General features: G+C 58.0%; 15 protein-coding genes. 11 read left to right on the top strand and 4 right to left on the bottom strand.

Annotation, left to right across the window (positions count from 1 at the left end):
- Positions 1–2 precede the first annotated feature (2 nt).
- The 10 genes from nuoH to DXZ77_RS06915 all read left to right on the top strand — a co-directional run bounded on the left by nuoH (position 3) and on the right by DXZ77_RS06915 (position 11,195).
- Positions 3–1,370: an NADH-quinone oxidoreductase subunit NuoH gene (nuoH, locus tag DXZ77_RS06960; protein WP_115032710.1), complete on the top strand. Its 1,368-nt coding sequence runs from the start codon at positions 3–5 to the stop codon at positions 1,368–1,370.
- Positions 1,371–1,470: 100 nt separating this feature from the next.
- On the top strand, positions 1,471–2,130 hold the full coding sequence (gene nuoI, locus DXZ77_RS06955) for an NADH-quinone oxidoreductase subunit NuoI (protein WP_371667509.1): 660 nt from the start codon (positions 1,471–1,473) through the stop codon (positions 2,128–2,130).
- The gene (locus DXZ77_RS06950; RefSeq protein ID WP_028326592.1) at positions 2,127–2,885 is read left to right on the top strand and encodes an NADH-quinone oxidoreductase subunit J; all 759 of its coding nucleotides are present in this window, start codon (positions 2,127–2,129) and stop codon (positions 2,883–2,885) included. Before nuoI ends, DXZ77_RS06950 begins: the two co-directional genes overlap by 4 nt.
- Entirely contained in the window at positions 2,882–3,181 is a 300-nt protein-coding gene (gene nuoK / locus DXZ77_RS06945; protein ID WP_028326591.1) for an NADH-quinone oxidoreductase subunit NuoK, read from the top strand. Before DXZ77_RS06950 ends, nuoK begins: the two co-directional genes overlap by 4 nt.
- A gap of 12 nt (positions 3,182–3,193) precedes the next feature.
- Positions 3,194–5,140 carry an NADH-quinone oxidoreductase subunit L gene (gene nuoL, locus DXZ77_RS06940; RefSeq protein WP_115030959.1) on the top strand — a complete coding sequence of 649 codons (1,947 nt, stop codon included), beginning with the start codon at positions 3,194–3,196 and terminating at the stop codon, positions 5,138–5,140.
- Positions 5,140–6,663: an NADH-quinone oxidoreductase subunit M gene (locus tag DXZ77_RS06935; protein ID WP_115030957.1), complete on the top strand. Its 1,524-nt coding sequence runs from the start codon at positions 5,140–5,142 to the stop codon at positions 6,661–6,663. The genes nuoL and DXZ77_RS06935 overlap by 1 nt, the downstream gene beginning before the upstream one ends.
- On the top strand, positions 6,663–8,234 hold the full coding sequence (gene nuoN, locus DXZ77_RS06930; RefSeq protein WP_258553184.1) for an NADH-quinone oxidoreductase subunit NuoN: 1,572 nt from the start codon (positions 6,663–6,665) through the stop codon (positions 8,232–8,234). Before DXZ77_RS06935 ends, nuoN begins: the two co-directional genes overlap by 1 nt.
- Positions 8,231–9,238, top strand: a complete 1,008-nt coding sequence (locus DXZ77_RS06925; RefSeq protein WP_115030955.1) for a polyprenyl synthetase family protein — start codon at positions 8,231–8,233, stop codon at positions 9,236–9,238. Before nuoN ends, DXZ77_RS06925 begins: the two co-directional genes overlap by 4 nt.
- Positions 9,239–9,459: 221 nt before the next feature.
- Positions 9,460–10,086, top strand: a complete 627-nt coding sequence (locus DXZ77_RS06920; protein ID WP_051277375.1) for a TetR/AcrR family transcriptional regulator — start codon at positions 9,460–9,462, stop codon at positions 10,084–10,086.
- Between the two features lie 191 nt (positions 10,087–10,277).
- Positions 10,278–11,195: a S1 family peptidase gene (locus DXZ77_RS06915; RefSeq protein WP_147279213.1), complete on the top strand. Its 918-nt coding sequence runs from the start codon at positions 10,278–10,280 to the stop codon at positions 11,193–11,195.
- Positions 11,196–11,288: 93 nt separating this feature from the next.
- Here DXZ77_RS06915 and DXZ77_RS06910 read toward each other — a convergent pair whose 3' ends face one another.
- Entirely contained in the window at positions 11,289–12,362 is a 1,074-nt protein-coding gene (locus DXZ77_RS06910) for a 2-oxoacid:ferredoxin oxidoreductase subunit beta (protein WP_115030949.1), read from the bottom strand.
- Positions 12,363–12,381: 19 nt separating this feature from the next.
- Positions 12,382–14,295, bottom strand: a complete 1,914-nt coding sequence (locus DXZ77_RS06905; protein WP_115032704.1) for a 2-oxoacid:acceptor oxidoreductase subunit alpha — start codon at positions 14,293–14,295, stop codon at positions 12,382–12,384.
- 242 nt (positions 14,296–14,537) lie between these two features.
- Here DXZ77_RS06905 and htpX point away from each other — a divergent pair, with 242 nt between their 5' ends.
- Entirely contained in the window at positions 14,538–15,398 is an 861-nt protein-coding gene (gene htpX / locus DXZ77_RS06900) for a zinc metalloprotease HtpX (protein WP_028326586.1), read from the top strand.
- Positions 15,399–15,405: 7 nt separating this feature from the next.
- On the opposite strand, the gene DXZ77_RS06895 is transcribed toward htpX, so the two are convergent.
- Entirely contained in the window at positions 15,406–16,425 is a 1,020-nt protein-coding gene (locus tag DXZ77_RS06895; RefSeq protein ID WP_115030946.1) for an asparaginase, read from the bottom strand.
- 9 nt (positions 16,426–16,434) lie between these two features.
- Positions 16,435–16,929 (bottom strand): YajQ family cyclic di-GMP-binding protein, encoded by a 495-nt coding sequence (locus tag DXZ77_RS06890; protein WP_028326585.1) that lies wholly within the window; start codon positions 16,927–16,929, stop codon positions 16,435–16,437.
- Positions 16,930–16,969 lie beyond the last annotated feature (40 nt).

Raw genomic sequence — 16,969 nt, 5'->3', positions numbered from 1 at the left:
CCATGCCCGGTCTCGCGCTCCAGGCCGGTGCGCTGCACGCGCTCGAACAGCCCGTGGCTGACTTCAGCGACACCCCCTTGTGGATGTCGTTCATCAAAGCTTTGATGATCTTCGTCTACTTGTTGCTGCAAGTTGTCGTTGTGATCTGGGCCGAGCGACGTGTTCTGGGTTTCATGCAGCAACGCCCCGGCCCCAACAGGTTCGGGCCGCTGGGAGTGCTGCAAACCCTCGCCGACGGTTTCAAACTTGTGTGGAAAGAAACCATCGTTCCCGCAGCCGCCGACAAAAAGACCTACTACCTCGCCCCCATCATCGCCGGATCCTGCTGCTTCATAGCGTTCTCCGTGATCCCGATTGGTGGCACTGTCGAGGTCTTCGGATTCACCACACCGCTACAACTGACCGACTCGGCGGTTTCCTCCCTGCTTGTCCTGGCCGCTGCAGGCATCTCCGCCTACGCATTCGTGCTAGCGGGGTGGAGCTCTGGCTCCCCATACCCCCTGCTGGGTGGTATCCGCTCCACAGCCCAGGTCGTCTCCTACGAGATCGCGATGGGATTGTCTCTCATTGCCGTGTTCCTCTACGCAGGGTCAATGTCGACTTCATCCATCGTGGCGGCGCAGCAGAACGTCTGGTTCATCATCCCGGCGATCTTCTCGTTCGTCGTGTACTCGATCACGATGGTTGGCGAAACGAACCGTCTTCCCTTCGACCTTGCTGAAGGTGAAGGTGAACTCGTCGGTGGCTACCACACCGAATACGCCGGCATGGGATTCGGGATGTTCTTCCTGGGCGAGTACGTCAACATGTTTACTGCCGCAGGCCTGGCCACTACCTTGTTCCTCGGCGGGCCAGCGGCACCTCCTGGAATCGCTGCGATTGGTGACGGCTACTTCAACACCGGCTGGTGGGGAGTGCTCTGGTTCACCATCAAAATTTGGCTCTTCATCTTCTACTTCTTCTGGCTGCGTGGTTCCCTGCCCCGCGTCCGGTATGACCAATTCATGACCTTCGGGTGGAAGATCCTTATCCCTGCCACCATCCTGTGGGTCCTTGCAGTGGCGTTCTTGCGCGCTGCCCAGCGCAACTTCCTCGGCGAGAACACCATGCTCGCCACCACAGTGGTGGTAGCGGCCGTTGCGGTGTTGGCACTAGGCGCTGCCTGGATGTGGGACGTCAGACGAGCCGAACAAACCCAACGCCAAACCCCACCGGCTGAGATCGACCCCTTCGCTGGTGGATACCCCGTCCCGCCGCTGCCTGGACAGCGACTACGCGAACCCGCTCGTACCAGCACCCCGGACCCCAGCCTCACCGCTGGCACCCGCGGCACTGAAACACCCTCCGACAATCCTCGACAGGAGGCATGACCGTGGCCGACAGCACCCCCGCCCCCGCGGATCAGGCGACGTCGCCCCATACCGGGGCCCCGAACGAGACGAGCAGGAAAGAAAAAGTCTCCTCGCTGACCTGTTCGCACCCGTAGCTGGCTTCGGCGTCTCCTTCAAAACGATGTTCCACAAACGGGACACCGTGGAGTACCCCGAAGTGAAAAACACGATGCCGCCTCGGTGGCACGGCCGTCATCAGCTCAACCGTCACCCTGACGGACTCGAGAAATGCGTCGGCTGTGAACTGTGCGCTTGGGCCTGTCCCGCAGACGCGATTTTCGTCGAGGGTGCGGATAACGATGACACCCCCTTGGAAGAAGGTGGCACCGGACGGTTCTCACCAGGAGAGCGTTACGGCCGCACTTACCAAATCAACTATCTTCGCTGCATCCTGTGCGGACTGTGCATCGAGGCTTGCCCCACCCGCGCGTTGACCATGACGACCTATTACGAGCTCGCTGACAGCAACCGCGAAGACCTCATCTACGAAAAACAAGACCTCCTCGCACCTTTGCAAGAAGGCATGCTCACAGCGCCGCACCCCATGGCTGAAGGCATGGAAGAACGCGACTACTTCCGCGGCCGCGTCACCCAAGCAACTCCCGGACAACAGCGTTGGGCTGAGGAGAACGGCGAGGCTGTGCACGAACTACGCGAACAGCGCGGAGATTTCACTCCCCGCCGCACCGCTGAGTCCGTCACCCGGCCCCTGGCCCACTTCAAGGAGGGACGGGCATGACCAGCGTCGGCGAAGCAGTCCTTTTCTGGATCGTGGCACCGCTCATGGTTATCAGCGCACTAGGGCTGATCTTCTCTAAGAGAGCGGTCTACGCCGCCCTCTCTATGGCGTTCACCATGATCCTCATGGGCGTGCTCTTCCTCGCCCAACGCGCCGACTTCCTCGGCATGGTGCAGGTGTTCGTGTACACCGGTGCCGTGATGATGCTGTTCATCTTCGTCATCATGATCGTTGGTGTTGATGCCTCCGAAACCCTGACCGAAACGCTGCGCGGCCACCGCTGGATCGCCCTGGGGCTAGGCATCGCCCTCGCAGTGCTCATCTGCGGCCCCATCGCGGGAACCGCTTTGCCCATGGCCGAACCAACCGGCGACCTGGGCGGAGTGACCACCCTAGCGTTCGAACTGTTCGGCACCCACCTGCTGGCTTTCGAGATGGTCGGTGTGCTTTTGACCATCGCCGGTGTTGCTGCTCTAACCCTTTCCCACCGCGAACGCCTCGTCCCCAAACGCCACCAACGCGACCTCATGGCTCAACGAGTCAAGGACAACCACTACGTCGCTGGGCTCCCTGCACCTGGTGTGTATGCCCGGCACAACGCCGCCGACACCCCAGCGTTGTTGCCTGACGGCACACCCAGCGAACTGTCTGTATCTCGCGTGTTGCGTGCCCGCCGCCAGACAAACACCCCTGACGGTTTTGTCGAGGCAGCAAAAACCACTGGGAACGAGATCGAGGAAGGAAGCGAACGATGAGCCTCACCAACTACATCGTCCTAGCGGGCATCTTGTTCGCCATCGGCGCCGTCACCGTTCTCACCCGCCGCAACGCACTCATCGCGTTCATGGGGATCGAACTCATGCTGGTGGCCGCGAACTTGGCTTTTGTCACCTTCGGGCGAAGCGTCGGCTCCTCCCAAGGCCAAACCATTGCCCTGATCGTCATGGCTGTCGCCGCCGCGGAGGTCGTGGTTGGGCTGGCCATCATCATGACAATGTTCCGTTCCCGTCGTTCGGCTTCGGTCGATGACGCCAATTTGCTGAAGCTGTAAGGAGCGAACGGCGTGCTATCCCACACTGCGATATCGATCGCACCGGCAGTCACCACGGCGGTGACGCCCGCTCAAGCGGGCCTCACCGGCTGGGCTTGGCTCCTGGTTGCGCTGCCCGCCCTTGGCGCTGCTTTGCTACTCATCGGCGGCAAGGTAACCAACTCCTTCGGCCCGCTCCTGGCAACCGCGCTGTCCTGGGCGAGCTTCCTGCTGGGAGCGGCCCTACTAGTCGACATGCTCGGGCGTCCCGCTGAACAACGAGCCGTCTCAGTAGACCTGTGGAACTGGATCTCAGCTGGCACCTTCTCGCTCAATGCGGGGCTGCTTGTGGATCAGCTATCGATTTCCTTTGTACTGCTCATCACCTTCGTCGGATCGCTCATCCATATTTACTCACTTGGGTACATGGCCCACGATCCCGACAAACGTAAGTTCTTCGCCTTCCTCAACCTGTTCGTCGCGGCAATGCTTACGCTCGTGTTGGCGAACTCCTACACCCTCATGTTCCTCGGTTGGGAAGGAGTAGGACTGGCCTCTTACTTGCTCATCGGCTTCTGGAACTGGAACCCGCCCTACGCCTCCGCTGCGAACAAAGCTTTCATCGCCAACAGGTTTGGTGACGTGGGCATGGTGATCGCGATGATGATCATCCTCACTACCTTCGGCAACCTTGACTTCGCCACTGTTTTCACCGGAGTGGAAAAAGCCAATGAAGGCACCTTGACCGCTATCGGCTTGTTCCTGCTGCTAGGTGCCTGCGCTAAGTCGGCCCAGTTCCCTCTACAAAGCTGGCTCGGTGACGCTATGGCAGGCCCGACCCCCGTCTCGGCGCTCATCCACGCCGCCACGATGGTCACTGCCGGCGTTTACCTCATCGTCCGAAGCCACCCAATCTTTAACTCCGCACCCACCGCACAGACTTTCGTTATTGCCGTGGGCGCGATCACCCTCACCATGGGGGCGATCATCGGGTGCGCGAAAGACGACATCAAAAAAGCCCTCGCTGCTTCCACCATGAGCCAGATCGGTTACATGATGCTTGCTGCGGGTCTGGGCCCTATCGGGTACAGCTTCGCTATCTTCCATCTGATTACCCACGGCTTCTTTAAGGCCGGGATGTTCCTGGGCGCTGGGTCGGTCATGCATGGCATGTCCGACCGCGTCGACATGCGCACCTTCGGCGAACTTGCCGGACAGATGCGCACCACGTGGATTACTTTTCTCTGCGGTTGGCTAGCCATCATTGGATTCCCGCTGCTGTCGGGATACTGGTCCAAGGACAAGATCATCGAAGCTGCATTCATCGGCGAAGGTATCCGCCCCTGGATCATCGGCCCACTCGTGGTACTTGTTGCCGGACTTACCGCGTTTTACATGTCACGTCTGTTTTTCATGACATTCCATGGCCGTAAACGCTGGCTCAAAGATGACCACCCGCACGAATCTCCGGCCACGATGACGGTGCCCATGGTGATTCTCGCTATCGGGTCGGTCTTCCTGGGTGGGGCGTTGACTTTCTTTGGTTTCCCGCACTGGCTCGAGCCAGTTGTTGGTGCTCACGGTGCTGAACACCACCCGGTCCTTCCTGTTCCAGTGATTACCGGGATCACTTTGGTCTGTGTGGCTGTGGGGGTCTTCTTGGCATGGCGTGACTACGCAAAGAAGGATGTTCCGGTCACTGCACCTGAAGGCAACCTACTGATCAAGATCGCCAGCAATGACTTCTATCAAGACTCCGTGAACGATCTCGTGCTTGTTGGTCCTGGTAACGCAGTCGTCAAAGGCGCTACCGGAACAGACGAGATTGTCATTTCCGGTGGCGCCAACGGGATCGGCGCTGGCCTTGCTGGACTCTCCGGCGTTGTCGCTCGACTCCAGAACGGTTACGCCCGCTCTTATGCCCTGATGATGCTTTCCGGCGTCGTCGCAATCCTCGCTGCTGTGTTGGTGGTGCTCTGATGACGACCTTTCCTTGGTTGACGACGCTGGGATTGATCCCACTCGTCGGCGCTCTGGCCGTAGCCTTCATGGGCCGCGCACCCTCCGGCCGGATCGTCGCTCTTGGTGTTTCTCTTGTGACACTGACGGTTTCTGTTGGTGCTGCTCTGCAGTTCAACCCGAGCTCGCCTGAACAGTTCCAGCTCACCGAACTCCACCCGTGGATCCCACAGTGGGGTATTAGCTACGCACTCGGCGTTGACGGTATGGCTCTGGCACTCATCGTTATGGGAGCCATCCTCGTCCCCGTGTGCATCCTCGCCGCCTGGGACGACGTTCCCGAAGGCGGCACACGCCAGAATCGCTACTTCGCCTGGATGCTGTTCCTTGAGGCGATGATCGTCGGCGTCTTCGCAGCAACCGATGTGGTGCTGTTCTACGTGTTTTTCGAAGTCATGCTGATCCCGGTGTTCTTCCTCATCGGTTCTTACGGTGGGCCTGGCCGCCGCGCAGCTGCAATGAAGTTCTTGCTGTTCTCATTAACCGGCGGACTGGTCATGCTTGTTGCGGTGCTGGCGTTGTTCCCGCTGGGCCCCGGCGGAGATACTGCTTTCTTGGTCTCTTCTTTGACCGGTTTGAAGCTGGATCCTGGCATCGAAATGCTGCTGTTCTGTGGCTTCTTCATCGCTTTTGCGATCAAAGCTCCTATGTGGCCGGTTCACACCTGGCTACCGGAAGCCTCCACCGAATCTCGCCCTGCTACCGCGGTGCTGCTCGTTGGTGTTCTTGACAAGGTCGGCACATTCGGAATGATTCGTTTCTGTCTGCAGATGTTCCCTGAGGCTTCTAAACAAGCAGCCCCTTACGTCATTGCGCTGGCGGTTATATCGATTCTGTATGGGGCTGTTTTGGCCATTGGGTCGAACGACATCATGCGGTTTATTGCGTACACCTCTATCAGCCACTTCGGTTTCATCATCTTGGGCATTTTCGCTTTCACCCCGGTCGCCGGTAGCGGGTCGGTGCTCTACATGGTTAACCACGGCTTCTCCACCGCGGGGCTGTTCTTGGTCGCAGGAATGCTGATCAGTCGAGGTGGGAGCAAATACCGAGACGCATATGGGGGGTGGCAGCGGGTCACGCCTGTCTTGGCAGGAGCATTCCTTATCTCTGGGTTGAGCACGCTGGCCTTGCCTGGTCTTGGATCGTTCGTTTCTGAGTACATGGTTTTGGTTGGCTCGTACGCCACTAGCCCGATTGCTGCTGTTATTGCAGCGACGGCGTTGATTCTTGCAGCGGTGTATGTGCTTATCACCTATCAGCGAATCTTTACCGGCGCACGGCCGACCGACCGTGCAAATGTCCCTGATCTCACTGTCCGTGAGAAATGGGTTGTTGCGCCGATCATCGTCGCTTTCTTGCTGCTGGGGTTCTATCCCAAGGTGGCTCTCGACGTTGTTAACCCTTCGGTCACCCAAACCATGTCGGTTGTAGGTGTTGCAACCTCGTCGACTACTGCACCATCGATCGGGAGTGACCGCTGATGCCGTTCTTGAGCATGCCCACAGCCGTCTCGACGGTCTCCGCCGCAGATTTCAATCCGGCCGCGATCATGCCGGTAGCGGTGATCGTTCTCGCTGGTTTTATTGGCCTCTTGTTTGAGGCGTTCATGAACCGGTCTAGCCGTCACACTGCTCAAACAAGTTTGATGGTCGCTTCGTTACTGTTCGCGATCGTGCTTCTTGTGATCGGGCGACCGATCATGACGGGGCCCACGATTGCTGGCAGTTTGGTGATTGACGGCCCCGGCTGGCTACTTCAGCTAGTTATTGCGGTGACGTCTTTGCTTGCGCTTGTTCTTGCGACGGAGCGTTTTTCTGGGCGTACCGCAGATGCGTTTACCGAGGCAGGCTCTTCAGTTCCTGGGTCGCCGCAGGAAGCACTTGCTGCTCGGGAGGGCTCTTCCACGGAGCTCTACCCACTTGCTTGTTTCTGCGTCGCTGGGATGATGCTTTTTGTCGCAGCTGGTGATCTGCTCACGTTGTTCGTGGGGCTGGAGATGTTTTCTTTGCCGCTGTACGTCTTGGTCTCGATGGGGCGTCGTCGTCGTTTGCTTTCGCAGGAAGCAAGCTTGAAGTATTTCCTGTTGGGGTCTTTTGCGTCGGCGTTCTTCTTGTTTGGTAGTGCGCTGTTGTTCGGTTATGCCGGGAGCCTGAACTTGGGCACGATCGCACTGGCGATGGGATCTGTGGCAGGTAAGGGGCCACTTCTTGTTATCGGCATTCTGCTCGTGTTGAGCGGCATGTTGTTCAAGGTGGGCGCGGCGCCGTTCCAGTGGTGGACCGCAGATGTTTACCAGGGAGCTCCTACTGCGGTGACGGCTTTCATGTCCGCAGTAGTGAAGGTGGCAGCTTTTGGTGCGCTTATGCGCGTTGTGTATGTCGCTTTCGAGGGCGCACGGTGGAACTTCCAAGCCGTGATGTGGGTGGTTGCAGGATTGACGATGGTGATCGGCACGATCTTGACGATCACTCAGTCGGACATCAAACGCATGCTGGCTTATTCGTCGGTGGCGCATGCCGGGTTCATTCTGGTTGGTCTGTTGGCCTTTGATGTGCGTGGTGTGGTTGGTGTGATGTTCTACCTCGCCGCGTATGCCTTTACTACGATTTCCGCGTTTGGGCTGGTCATGCTAGTTCGTGTGCGTGGCGTGGAAGCTACCGATTTGTCTCAGTGGGCTGGCTTGGGACGCAAACATCCTGTGATTGCTGGGAGCATGGGGTTTGTGCTGTTGTCTTTTGCAGGTATTCCGCTGACTTCTGGGTTTACTGCCAAGGTTGCTGCCTTTGGTGCGGCTATTGGTGCTGCAGGTACGCCAGGGGTGACCTTGGCGGTCATCGGTGTGTTGTGTAGTGCTGTCACTGCGTTCGTTTATTTCCGATTTGTCATCTTGATGTTTTTCGCCGATGACGCTAACGATGAGGTCAGTGTTGTTGCGCCTTCGGCGTTGACGCAGGCTTCGATCGCTCTTGGATTGCTCGTCACTATTGTTCTCGGTGTGATGCCCAGCCCGGCTTTGAGCCTGCTGGAAAGCGCATCGATTTTCATCCGATGAGCGCGCCGCAGGCCGGTTTCGGCCGTCTTGATGTGGATGCGGAACTGTCTGAACACGTATTGCAAGACGTGGGCAGGGTCGAAAAGTTCATTGCAGCGCAGGTGCGTTCGGAAGAGCAGTTTATCTCCCGGGCGGCGTCGCACCTTTTTGAGGCTGGTGGCAAACGGTTTCGGCCTATGTTGACGGTTCTTGCTTCGTATCTCGGTGGCGAGGAAGTTGCTGGAGATGACGTGGTTGCTGCTGCGGCGGCGGTAGAGCTGACGCATCTGGCGTCGTTGTATCACGACGATGTGATGGACGAGGCGGAGGTTCGTCGTGGTGTGATGAGTTCGAATGTTGCGTTTGGTAACACGGTTTCGATTCTTGTTGGTGATTTGTTGTTCGGTAAGGCTTCGGCGATTGTCGCTGAGCTGGGGCCTGAAGCAGTGAAGATCCAAGCGGAGACGTTTATCCGTTTGTGTTCGGGGCAGATCCGGGATACGCAGCAGGAGCCTGGTGGTGCTGATCCGTTGGAGCATTACATGGGAGTGCTTGCGGATAAGACGGGTTCTTTGATTGCTACGGCAGCGCTTTATGGGGCGATGTTTGGTGGCGCTGATCCGGAAACCGTGGAAATCATGCGGCAATACGGTGAGAAAGTTGGGATGGCGTTCCAGCTTGCTGATGACCTACTCGATATTGCTTCGGATGCTGAAGAGTCGGGTAAAACTCCTGGTACTGATCTGCGTGAGGGGGTGGATACGCTGGTTACGATCCTTGTCCGTCGTCGTGGTGCTGCTGAAGATGCGCGGCTTATTGAGCTGTTGGATTCAGATTTGAGTGATGATGCGCTGTTGGCTGAGGCGTTGGGATTGCTGCGTGTTCATCCTTTGTTGGATGAGGCACGGGAGATCACACGGCGTGTCGCGCAGGAAGCTTCTGAGTTACTGTCGCCATTAGGTAATAGTCGTGTGGTGCAAGCACTTTGTGCGTTGGCTTCAAGTTCTGTAGCGCGTGTGGGGTGACTTGGCTAGTTATTGCTGATGCTTCTGGGCTGTCTCTTGAGCAGGTGTTTCTCTGTTTGAGAGGCAGCATCAGGGCAGTGGTGGCGATGATTACTGGTTGCCGCATTTTGGCGGAAACCCGACACGTGTTTATCCGGTCTTGATAAGAGCTGAGTATGAGGGGAGTAAGAGATCGTCCGGCCTCGGGATTTGTTCCGGATGCTGGCCGTATTGTGAAAGCTATGTCCCGTGTTCCAGCTGAGCAGCGACGTGAGCAGTTGATCGAGGCGACGATCGACCTTGCTATTGAAGAGGGTCTCGCCGCCGCATCCGTGCGCCGTATCGCCGATCGGGCCAACGTGTCTCTGGGTGTTGTGCACTATTGCTTCAACTCAAAGGAAGCGTTGCTCTCCGGGGTCGCGGAGTCGTTTGCGACGCCTATTCTTGGCCCGGTAGCTGCGGCTATTGAAGAGGGTGACGCCCAGGGCTTGAGTATGCGTGATCTGGTTTTTAAAGCGTTTGATGCGTATAAGGTGCAGATGCGTCGTGCGCCGGGGCGGCAGCTATTGAGTTATGAGTTGGCTGCGTGGTCGATTCGTTCTGACGGTGAGGTTGCACGTGTTCTCTACACCACGTATTTGGATGTGCTGGAAGGGTTCATTAGCGAAGGTTTGAAGCTGGAGGGGACAGAACAGCTTTCAACGCGCACTTTGGCTCGGGTTATCTTGTCGTTGGTGGATGGGGTGACGTTCTCGTGGTTGGTGGATCGGGATGATGAGGCTATCGATGAGGTGGTGAGGATCGTGTTGGACAGTGTGGTGGGTCACTTGGAAGGCACGGCCTTGGGGTCATTGAATGTGGGGGGCTAGGTAGCCTAACGCTTGCTGAGGCGGCCTGTTCTGTGATCTACGGGACAGGTCGTTTCGTGTAAGGGGGCTTCTTAGGTGTCGTGTAGGTGAGGCTAGGATGCCTACATCTGCTGCATACGGAAATTGCTTGTTTTTTCAACTATTTTCGCGATTGTTGAGAGCGGAGTTTAGTTAATTAATTCCTCTCTTTTGTGCCTGTTGCCTCTCGTTTGTTTCTTAAATTTAATGAAAAGAACTTAATGATGATCACACTTAAGGGTGGCCTTGGGGTCGCTAAGTTTGCAATGGTTGGGGTTCTTCTGGGGGGAGCTGTTGCGGGGGCGCCATTAGCTTTCGCTGAGGGGGGTTCTAGGCTCGAGGCCTTCGATGGTGCAGCCCGGATTATGAAGTGTTCTGGTTCGATTGTGAAGTTTCCTTCGTCGCAAAAGAGCGATAAGGGACTTTTTTTGACGAATGCTCATTGTGCTGAAAATCCCCCTTCGGGGGATCAGGTTGTTGTCAATGCTCCTGAGTCTCATCTTGTGACGATTGTCAGAGGCGTAAAGATTACAAATGCAATGGATGTCCGTACTACTAAGCTTCTTTATGCGACATTGAAGAGGTCGGATGTTGCTTTGTATGAGCTCGATAAGACGTTTGAAGAACTCGAAAGGGGAGGGGTGAAACCGCGTTACTTTGCGAAAGCTACCCCTGAAGTAGGTGATGAGCTTTCGATTCCTTCTGCACTGTGGGGAAAGAGCTACCTTTGTGGGTTCAATGGGTTTATCCCCGTGCTTAAAGAAGGAAATTATTACTGGGAAAAGTCTTTGCGTTACTCGGGTGAGAAGTGTGGTCTTATTCCGGGAACAAGTGGTTCTCCTATATTCAATAAAGATGGCGAGATCGTCGGAATTCACAATACGAAAAACGAAGGTGGTAAAAAGTGTGAGGCCGACAATCCGTGCGAGGTTGATGAATCCGGGAAAGTTTCAGTAGCTCAAGGTGTCTCGTATGGGCAGCGCGTGGATGAGCTTGTTGGATGCTTTGACTCCGGAAGGATTGACTTTCACAAGAAAGGATGCTCCCTGCATAAAGGAGCAGAACTTAATTCTGATTCTTCTGCCCAATGAAACATACTTAGCATGATCGGTTAAACAGGGATAAAAATTTGGGGGTATTTCCCACAGATGCGGGAAATACCCCCAAATGGGTTTTCTATGGCTTTATTCCACGATCCAAGAATCGCGTCCACGCAAAAGAGCAGCGAAGTCGCTATCCTGTGCTTCGCCACCTGCAGCAGTGGTCGCTGCGGAGATTTGTGCACGCACCTGGTCGTCGTATGCGGGAGCGTCAACGTTGCGTAGAACCCCAAAGGGAACGTGACGGAATTCGGTGTCGTCTAGGCCTGCCAGAGCGAATGCATGGGTAGGACTGGCAGCGGTGGGGTCATGGATAACTGCTTCTTCGTCACTGGAGTGCGTGCCAACCACTTCGTAGTCCATGCCGGAGCGGACTACTTTGAAGCGTCCGTCGGGGGTGACGATGGGTTTTCCAGCTTCGAGAGGTAATAGACGTTCGGCTTTGGCGTCATTGTCTTTTAGCGATTCGAATGCGCCGTCGTTGAAGATAGGGCAGTTTTGGTAGATCTCAACGAATGACGTGCCTCGGTGGACTGCGGCTTGGCGGAGAGTTTCGGTGAGATGTTTACGGTCTGAGTCTATGCTGCGTGCGGCGAAGGTGGCGCCAGCGCCGATCGCTAGTTGGAGAGGATTGAAGGGGGTGTCGAGGCATCCGGCGGGGCTTGATTTAGTGATGAGGCCTTGCTTGGAGGTGGGGGAGTACTGGCCTTTGGTAAGTCCGTAAATCTGGTTGTTGAAGAGCAGGATGTTGAGGTTGACGTTGCGGCGGATTGCGTGGATGAGATGGTTACCGCCGATGGAGAGGGCGTCACCGTCGCCGGTGATGACCCAGACGGAGAGGTCTTCGCGTGCTGTGGCTAGTCCGGTGGCGATAGCGGGGGCACGGCCGTGGATGGAGTGAAATCCGTAGGTATCGAGGTAGTAGGGGAATCGAGATGAGCAGCCGATCCCGGAAATGACAGCGATGTTTTCTCGGGGGATACCGAGTTCAGGGAGGAAACCTTGGAGGGCGGCGAGGATGGCGTAGTCACCGCATCCGGGGCACCAGCGGACTTCTTGGTCGCTGGCGTATTCCTTGCGGGTTGGTTTGGGGGCGTCGCTGGGGAGAGTGGGGACGCCCGCGAGGCCGTGAACCGGGGTGGGCAGATCGATACTCATGTGTGTACCTGCTTTCTGGTTAGGCCTGGGTGTCGTTGAGGTGGGTGCGGTATTCGGCTGCGGGTTGGCCGAGTTCAGCGAGGGCTTGGGTGAAGTGTTCGATGAGGTCTGCGGAGGTGAAGGGCAGGCCGTTGACTTGAGTGTGGGAGTGGATATCGATGAGGTAGCGGGCGCGCAGAATGGTAGCCATTTGGCCGAGGTTCATTTCGGGCATGATGACGCGTTTGTAGCTGCGTAGTATGTCGCCGGTGTTGGTGGGGAGGGGGTTGATGTGTCGTAGGTGGGCGTGGGCGATGGCCATGCCTTCGGATTGCATGCGGTTGACGGCTGCGCGGATGGGGCCGTAGGTGGATCCCCAGCCGATGATGAGCAGTTCTGCTTTTCCGCTGGGGTCATAGACGGTGAGGTCTTCGATGGTGTCGGCGATGCGTTCGATTTTGGTTGCGCGTAGGCGGACCATCGTGTCGTGGTTGTCGGGGGTGTAGTTGATTTCGCCGCTGCCGTTGGCTTTTTCGATGCCGCCGATTCGGTGTGTTAGGCCGGGGGTTCCGGGGATTGCCCACGGGCGGGCGAGGGTTTGGGGGTCTCGTTGGAATGGGTGGAAGGTGGGGTTGCCTTTAGCGTCTGTGGCGTTGGGTTCGGTGGCGAATTCGACGGTCATGTCGGGGAGGTCATCAATGTCGGGGATGCGCCAGGGCTCGGATCCGTTGGCGAGGTAGCCGTCGGTGAGCAGGATTGCGGGTGTGCGGTATTGGGTGGCGATGCGTACGGTTTCGACGGCGGCTGCGAAGCAGTCGGAGGGGCTTTGAGCGGCGACGATTGCTACGGGGGATTCGCCGTTGCGGCCGTACATAGCTTGGAGGAGGTCCGCTTGTTCGGTTTTGGTGGGCAGGCCGGTGGAGGGGCCGCCGCGTTGGACGTCGACGATGACGAGGGGGAGTTCTGTGGAGACGGCTAGGCCGATGGTTTCGGATTTGAGGGATAGGCCTGGACCGGAGGTGGTGGTGACGCCGAGGTGTCCGCCGAAGGATGCGCCGAGGGCGACGCCAGCTCCTGCGATTTCGTCTTCTGCTTGAACGGTGGCTACGCCGTAGCGTTTGAGTCCGGATAGGACGTGGAGGATGTCGGAGGCGGGGGTAATGGGGTAGGAGCCTAGGACGAGGGGCAGTCCAGTGCGGTGGGCGCCGAGGGCTAGGCCGTATGCGGTGGCAGTGTTGCCGGTGATGTTGCGGTAGGTGCCAGGGATTGCCGAGGCGGGGGCTACTTCGTAACGGATGGAGAAGGTCTCGGTGGTTTCGCCGAAGTTCCAGCCAGCTTTGAGGGCGGCGAGGTTGGCTTCGAGGATGGTTGGTTTAGTAGCGAATTTTGCTTTGAGAAAGGCGGTGGTGCTTTCGAGGGTGCGCTGATATAGCCAGGAAAGCAGGCCAAGCGCAAACATATTTTTGCTGCGTTCTTTTTCTTTGCGGGTGAGGTCGTAGTCACGGAGTGCTTCGACTGTGATGGAGGTCAGGGGGATGGCGTGGACTTGCCATTGGTCGAGTGAGTCGTCTTCGAGAGGATTTGTTGTGTAGCCGACTTTGGCTAGGGAACGTTTGGTGAATTCGTCGGAGTCGATGATGAGGGTGCCGCCAGGTGGGATGTCTTTGAGGTTGGCTTTGAGGGCGGCGGGGTTCATTGCGACAAGGACGTCTGGCGCGTCGCCGGGGGTGAGGACGTCTTGGCTGGAGAAGTGGAGTTGGTAGCTGGAGACTCCGGGCAGTGTGCCTTGGGGGGCGCGGATTTCTGCGGGGAAGTTGGGCAGGGTGGACAGGTCGTTGCCTAGGCGCGCTGTTTCGTTGGTGAAGCGGTCACCGGTTAGTTGCATGCCGTCGCCGGAGTCGCCGGCGAAGCGGATGACGACGTGCTCGCGCTGCTCGACCTGCTTTTCGGCCATTGGGGATGTCACCAGGCTCTCGATGTTGTGTGGGGCCCGTGGGGGCATGGCAGTGCCGTGTCGTTCCGGGTGGTGTGTGCAGCGCTGCGCGTGCGTGTGGTGGCGGCGTTGCGTGGTCCGGGTGGTGACACGGCGTTTGGGGTTAACGCTAGTCCACTTGGCCTCGGTTGGGTGTTGTCGGTGGAACGTGGGGGTGTATGCGTTGGGTGGAACAGGATTGTGTGGTGGGGCGTTGCACCGGCATGCATTCGCATTACAACGGTTTGAAGACGGCGGTTTTGTTCGGCGCGATTTTCGCGGTGTTACTTGGGTTGGGTTCGGTTGTTGGTGGCGGTCGTTTTATTTGGTTGTTCGCGTTGGTGGGGGTGGCGACGACGTTTTATTCGTATTGGAACAGTGCGAAGTTGGCGCTGCGTTCGATGCATGCGTATCCGGTGAGCGAGAGTGATCAGCCGGCGATGTATCGGATTGTGCGGGAGCTGTCGCAGCGGGCTGGGCAGCCGATGCCAGAGTTGTATGTGTCTCCGACGGAGGCGCCGAATGCGTTTGCCACGGGGCGTAATCCTCGTAATGCGGCGGTGTGTTGCACGGAGGGGATTTTGGCGTTGTTGGATGAGCGTGAGTTGCGAGGGGTGTTGGGGCATGAGCTGATGCATGTGTACAACCGGGACATTTTGACGTCGTCGGTTGCTGGTGCGTTGGCGGGTGTGATTACGAGTGTGGCGCAGGGGTTGATGATTTTTGGTGGGGGTGATCGGGAGAACCGTCCGAATCCGCTGGCTTTGTTGGCGTTGTCGTTGTTGGCGCCGGTGGCTGCGGCGGTGATTCAGATGGCGATTAGTCGTACGCGCGAGTATGACGCTGATGAAGATGGGGCGAAACTGACTCAGGATCCAATGGCATTGGCTAGTGCGTTGAATAAGTTGAGCACTGGTGTGTCGTTGGCGCCGTTGGAGCCGACGCAGGAGCTGAAGAATTCGTCGCACATGATGATTGCTAGTCCGTTTAGGGCTGAGGACATCGGTCAGCTGTTTTCGACGCACCCGCCGATGGCTGATCGTATTGGTCGTTTGCAGCAGATGGCGCGGCGTATGGGGCAGTAGTGGTGGGTTAGGAGTGGTTGAAGAGGTGTTGTAGTTCGGTGGTAGTTGCTGTGGGGTTGTGGGCTAGGGCGAGGGTGAGCAGGATGCGGGCTTTGTGCCAGGGGTGGCCTGCGCCGGCTATCCAGTTGTGTTCGGTGTCGTTGATGGCGCCGTTGTGATCTGTGATGCCTCCTCCGGTGCGGGAGGTGCGGACGATTTTGATGCCGTTGTTGCTGGCCTGGTCGAGGATGTCTGCGTTGGCGGTGTCGACGTTGCCGCTGCCAGGGCCGATGTAGATGAGTCCATCGGGTGCGGTGTTGATGATGGCTCGGTTGGTGGGCGCGTTTTCAGGTAGGCCGATGGCGACGTCGACGCGGGGCAGGGTGTGGGGGAGTTGGGTGATGGGGAATTGTCCTGTTGGGGTGGGGGGTGGGGTGAGGCGGTAGGGATGGCCGCCGACCGTTTCTCCGATGGGGCCGTGGTCGGAGGTGAATGCGTCGATGCGGGAGGCGGAGCGTTTGGTGACGTCACGGCCGGTGTGGATGCGTCCGGCGAAGGCGACGAGGGTGCCGCATCCCTGTGCGTGGGGTGAGGCGGCAATGGTGATGGCGTCGGTGAGGTTGGCAGGGCCGTCTGCGCCGGGGGCGTCGGCGGGGAGCATGGCTCCGGTGATGACGATGGGTGTCTGTGCGGGCAGGAGGTGGTGGAGGCAGAAGGCGGTGTCTTCGAGGGTGTCGGTTCCGTGTGTAACGACGACGCCGTTGTAGGGGGCGCCTTGGTGGGTGGCGTTGGTGAGTTCGGTGTGAATGGTGTGGGCGATGGTGATGCGGTCGGCGAGTGTCATCTCGGTGGAGTCGATGGAGAAGACTTGTTTGGCGGTGAGGTTGATGTGGTTGCCGATGGGGCCGATCGCGTTGGTGAGGTCGGTGATGTTCAGGATTCCGGCGGTGTAGCGGTGCCCGGTCGCGGCGGCCGACGAGCCGGCGATGGTGCCGCCGGCCGCCACGATCAGGACCCGCGGGCGTGCCTGCGGGGTGGGGGTGTTCATGTTGTTTGGTTAGCGGTAGTTGGTGAATTGGAGGGCGACGTCGAGGTCGGATTCTTTGAGCATGCGTTGGACGGCTTGGAGGTCGTCGCGGCTTTTAGAGCTGACGCGTAGTTCGTCGCCTTGGATGACGGGTTTGACTGTTTTGCCGAATTCGTCGCGGATGAGTTTGCTAATTTTCTTGGCGTTTTCTTGGCTGATGCCGTCTTTGAGGGCGCCGTCGAGGCGGTAGATCTTGCCGGAGGCTTTGGGGGTGCCGTCACCGGTGTCGAGCGATTTGAGGGAGACTCCGCGTTTGACGAGCTTGGTTTGGAGGACGTCAAGGACGGCGAGGCAGCGCTCTTCGGAGTTGGCTTTCATGGTGATGGTTTCGCCGGAGAGGTCGACGGAGGCGTCGACGTTTTTGAAGTCGTAGCGTTGGGAGATTTCTTTGGCGGCTTGGTTGACGGCGTTGGCGACTTCTTGGTGGTCGACTTTGCTGACGATGTCGAATGAGCTGTCTGCCATGGGGCTCCTCGTGCTGGTAAGTGAAACTTTGTTAGGGCTG

This window comes from Dermatophilus congolensis, from assembly GCF_900447215.1.
In the GTDB taxonomy this organism is placed as follows: Bacteria; Actinomycetota; Actinomycetes; order Actinomycetales; family Dermatophilaceae; genus Dermatophilus; species Dermatophilus congolensis_A.
This window is presented reverse-complemented; position numbering and strand designations above follow the sequence as displayed.

What these genes read in the sequence shown, in the direction of transcription:
- nuoH (WP_115032710.1), top strand. Translation starts at nt 3, where the DNA reads ATGCCCGGTCTCGCGCTCCAGGCCGGTGCGCTGCACGCGCTCGAACAG.
- DXZ77_RS06950 (WP_028326592.1), top strand. Translation starts at nt 2,127, where the DNA reads ATGACCAGCGTCGGCGAAGCAGTCCTTTTCTGGATCGTGGCACCGCTC.
- nuoK (WP_028326591.1), top strand. Translation starts at nt 2,882, where the DNA reads ATGAGCCTCACCAACTACATCGTCCTAGCGGGCATCTTGTTCGCCATC.
- DXZ77_RS06935 (WP_115030957.1), top strand. Translation starts at nt 5,140, where the DNA reads ATGACGACCTTTCCTTGGTTGACGACGCTGGGATTGATCCCACTCGTC.
- nuoN (WP_258553184.1), top strand. Translation starts at nt 6,663, where the DNA reads ATGCCGTTCTTGAGCATGCCCACAGCCGTCTCGACGGTCTCCGCCGCA.
- DXZ77_RS06925 (WP_115030955.1), top strand. Translation starts at nt 8,231, where the DNA reads ATGAGCGCGCCGCAGGCCGGTTTCGGCCGTCTTGATGTGGATGCGGAA.
- DXZ77_RS06920 (WP_051277375.1), top strand. Translation starts at nt 9,460, where the DNA reads ATGTCCCGTGTTCCAGCTGAGCAGCGACGTGAGCAGTTGATCGAGGCG.
- DXZ77_RS06910 (WP_115030949.1), bottom strand. Translation starts at nt 12,362, where the DNA reads ATGAGTATCGATCTGCCCACCCCGGTTCACGGCCTCGCGGGCGTCCCC.
- DXZ77_RS06905 (WP_115032704.1), bottom strand. Translation starts at nt 14,295, where the DNA reads ATGGCCGAAAAGCAGGTCGAGCAGCGCGAGCACGTCGTCATCCGCTTC.
- htpX (WP_028326586.1), top strand. Translation starts at nt 14,538, where the DNA reads ATGCATTCGCATTACAACGGTTTGAAGACGGCGGTTTTGTTCGGCGCG.
- DXZ77_RS06895 (WP_115030946.1), bottom strand. Translation starts at nt 16,425, where the DNA reads ATGAACACCCCCACCCCGCAGGCACGCCCGCGGGTCCTGATCGTGGCG.
- DXZ77_RS06890 (WP_028326585.1), bottom strand. Translation starts at nt 16,929, where the DNA reads ATGGCAGACAGCTCATTCGACATCGTCAGCAAAGTCGACCACCAAGAA.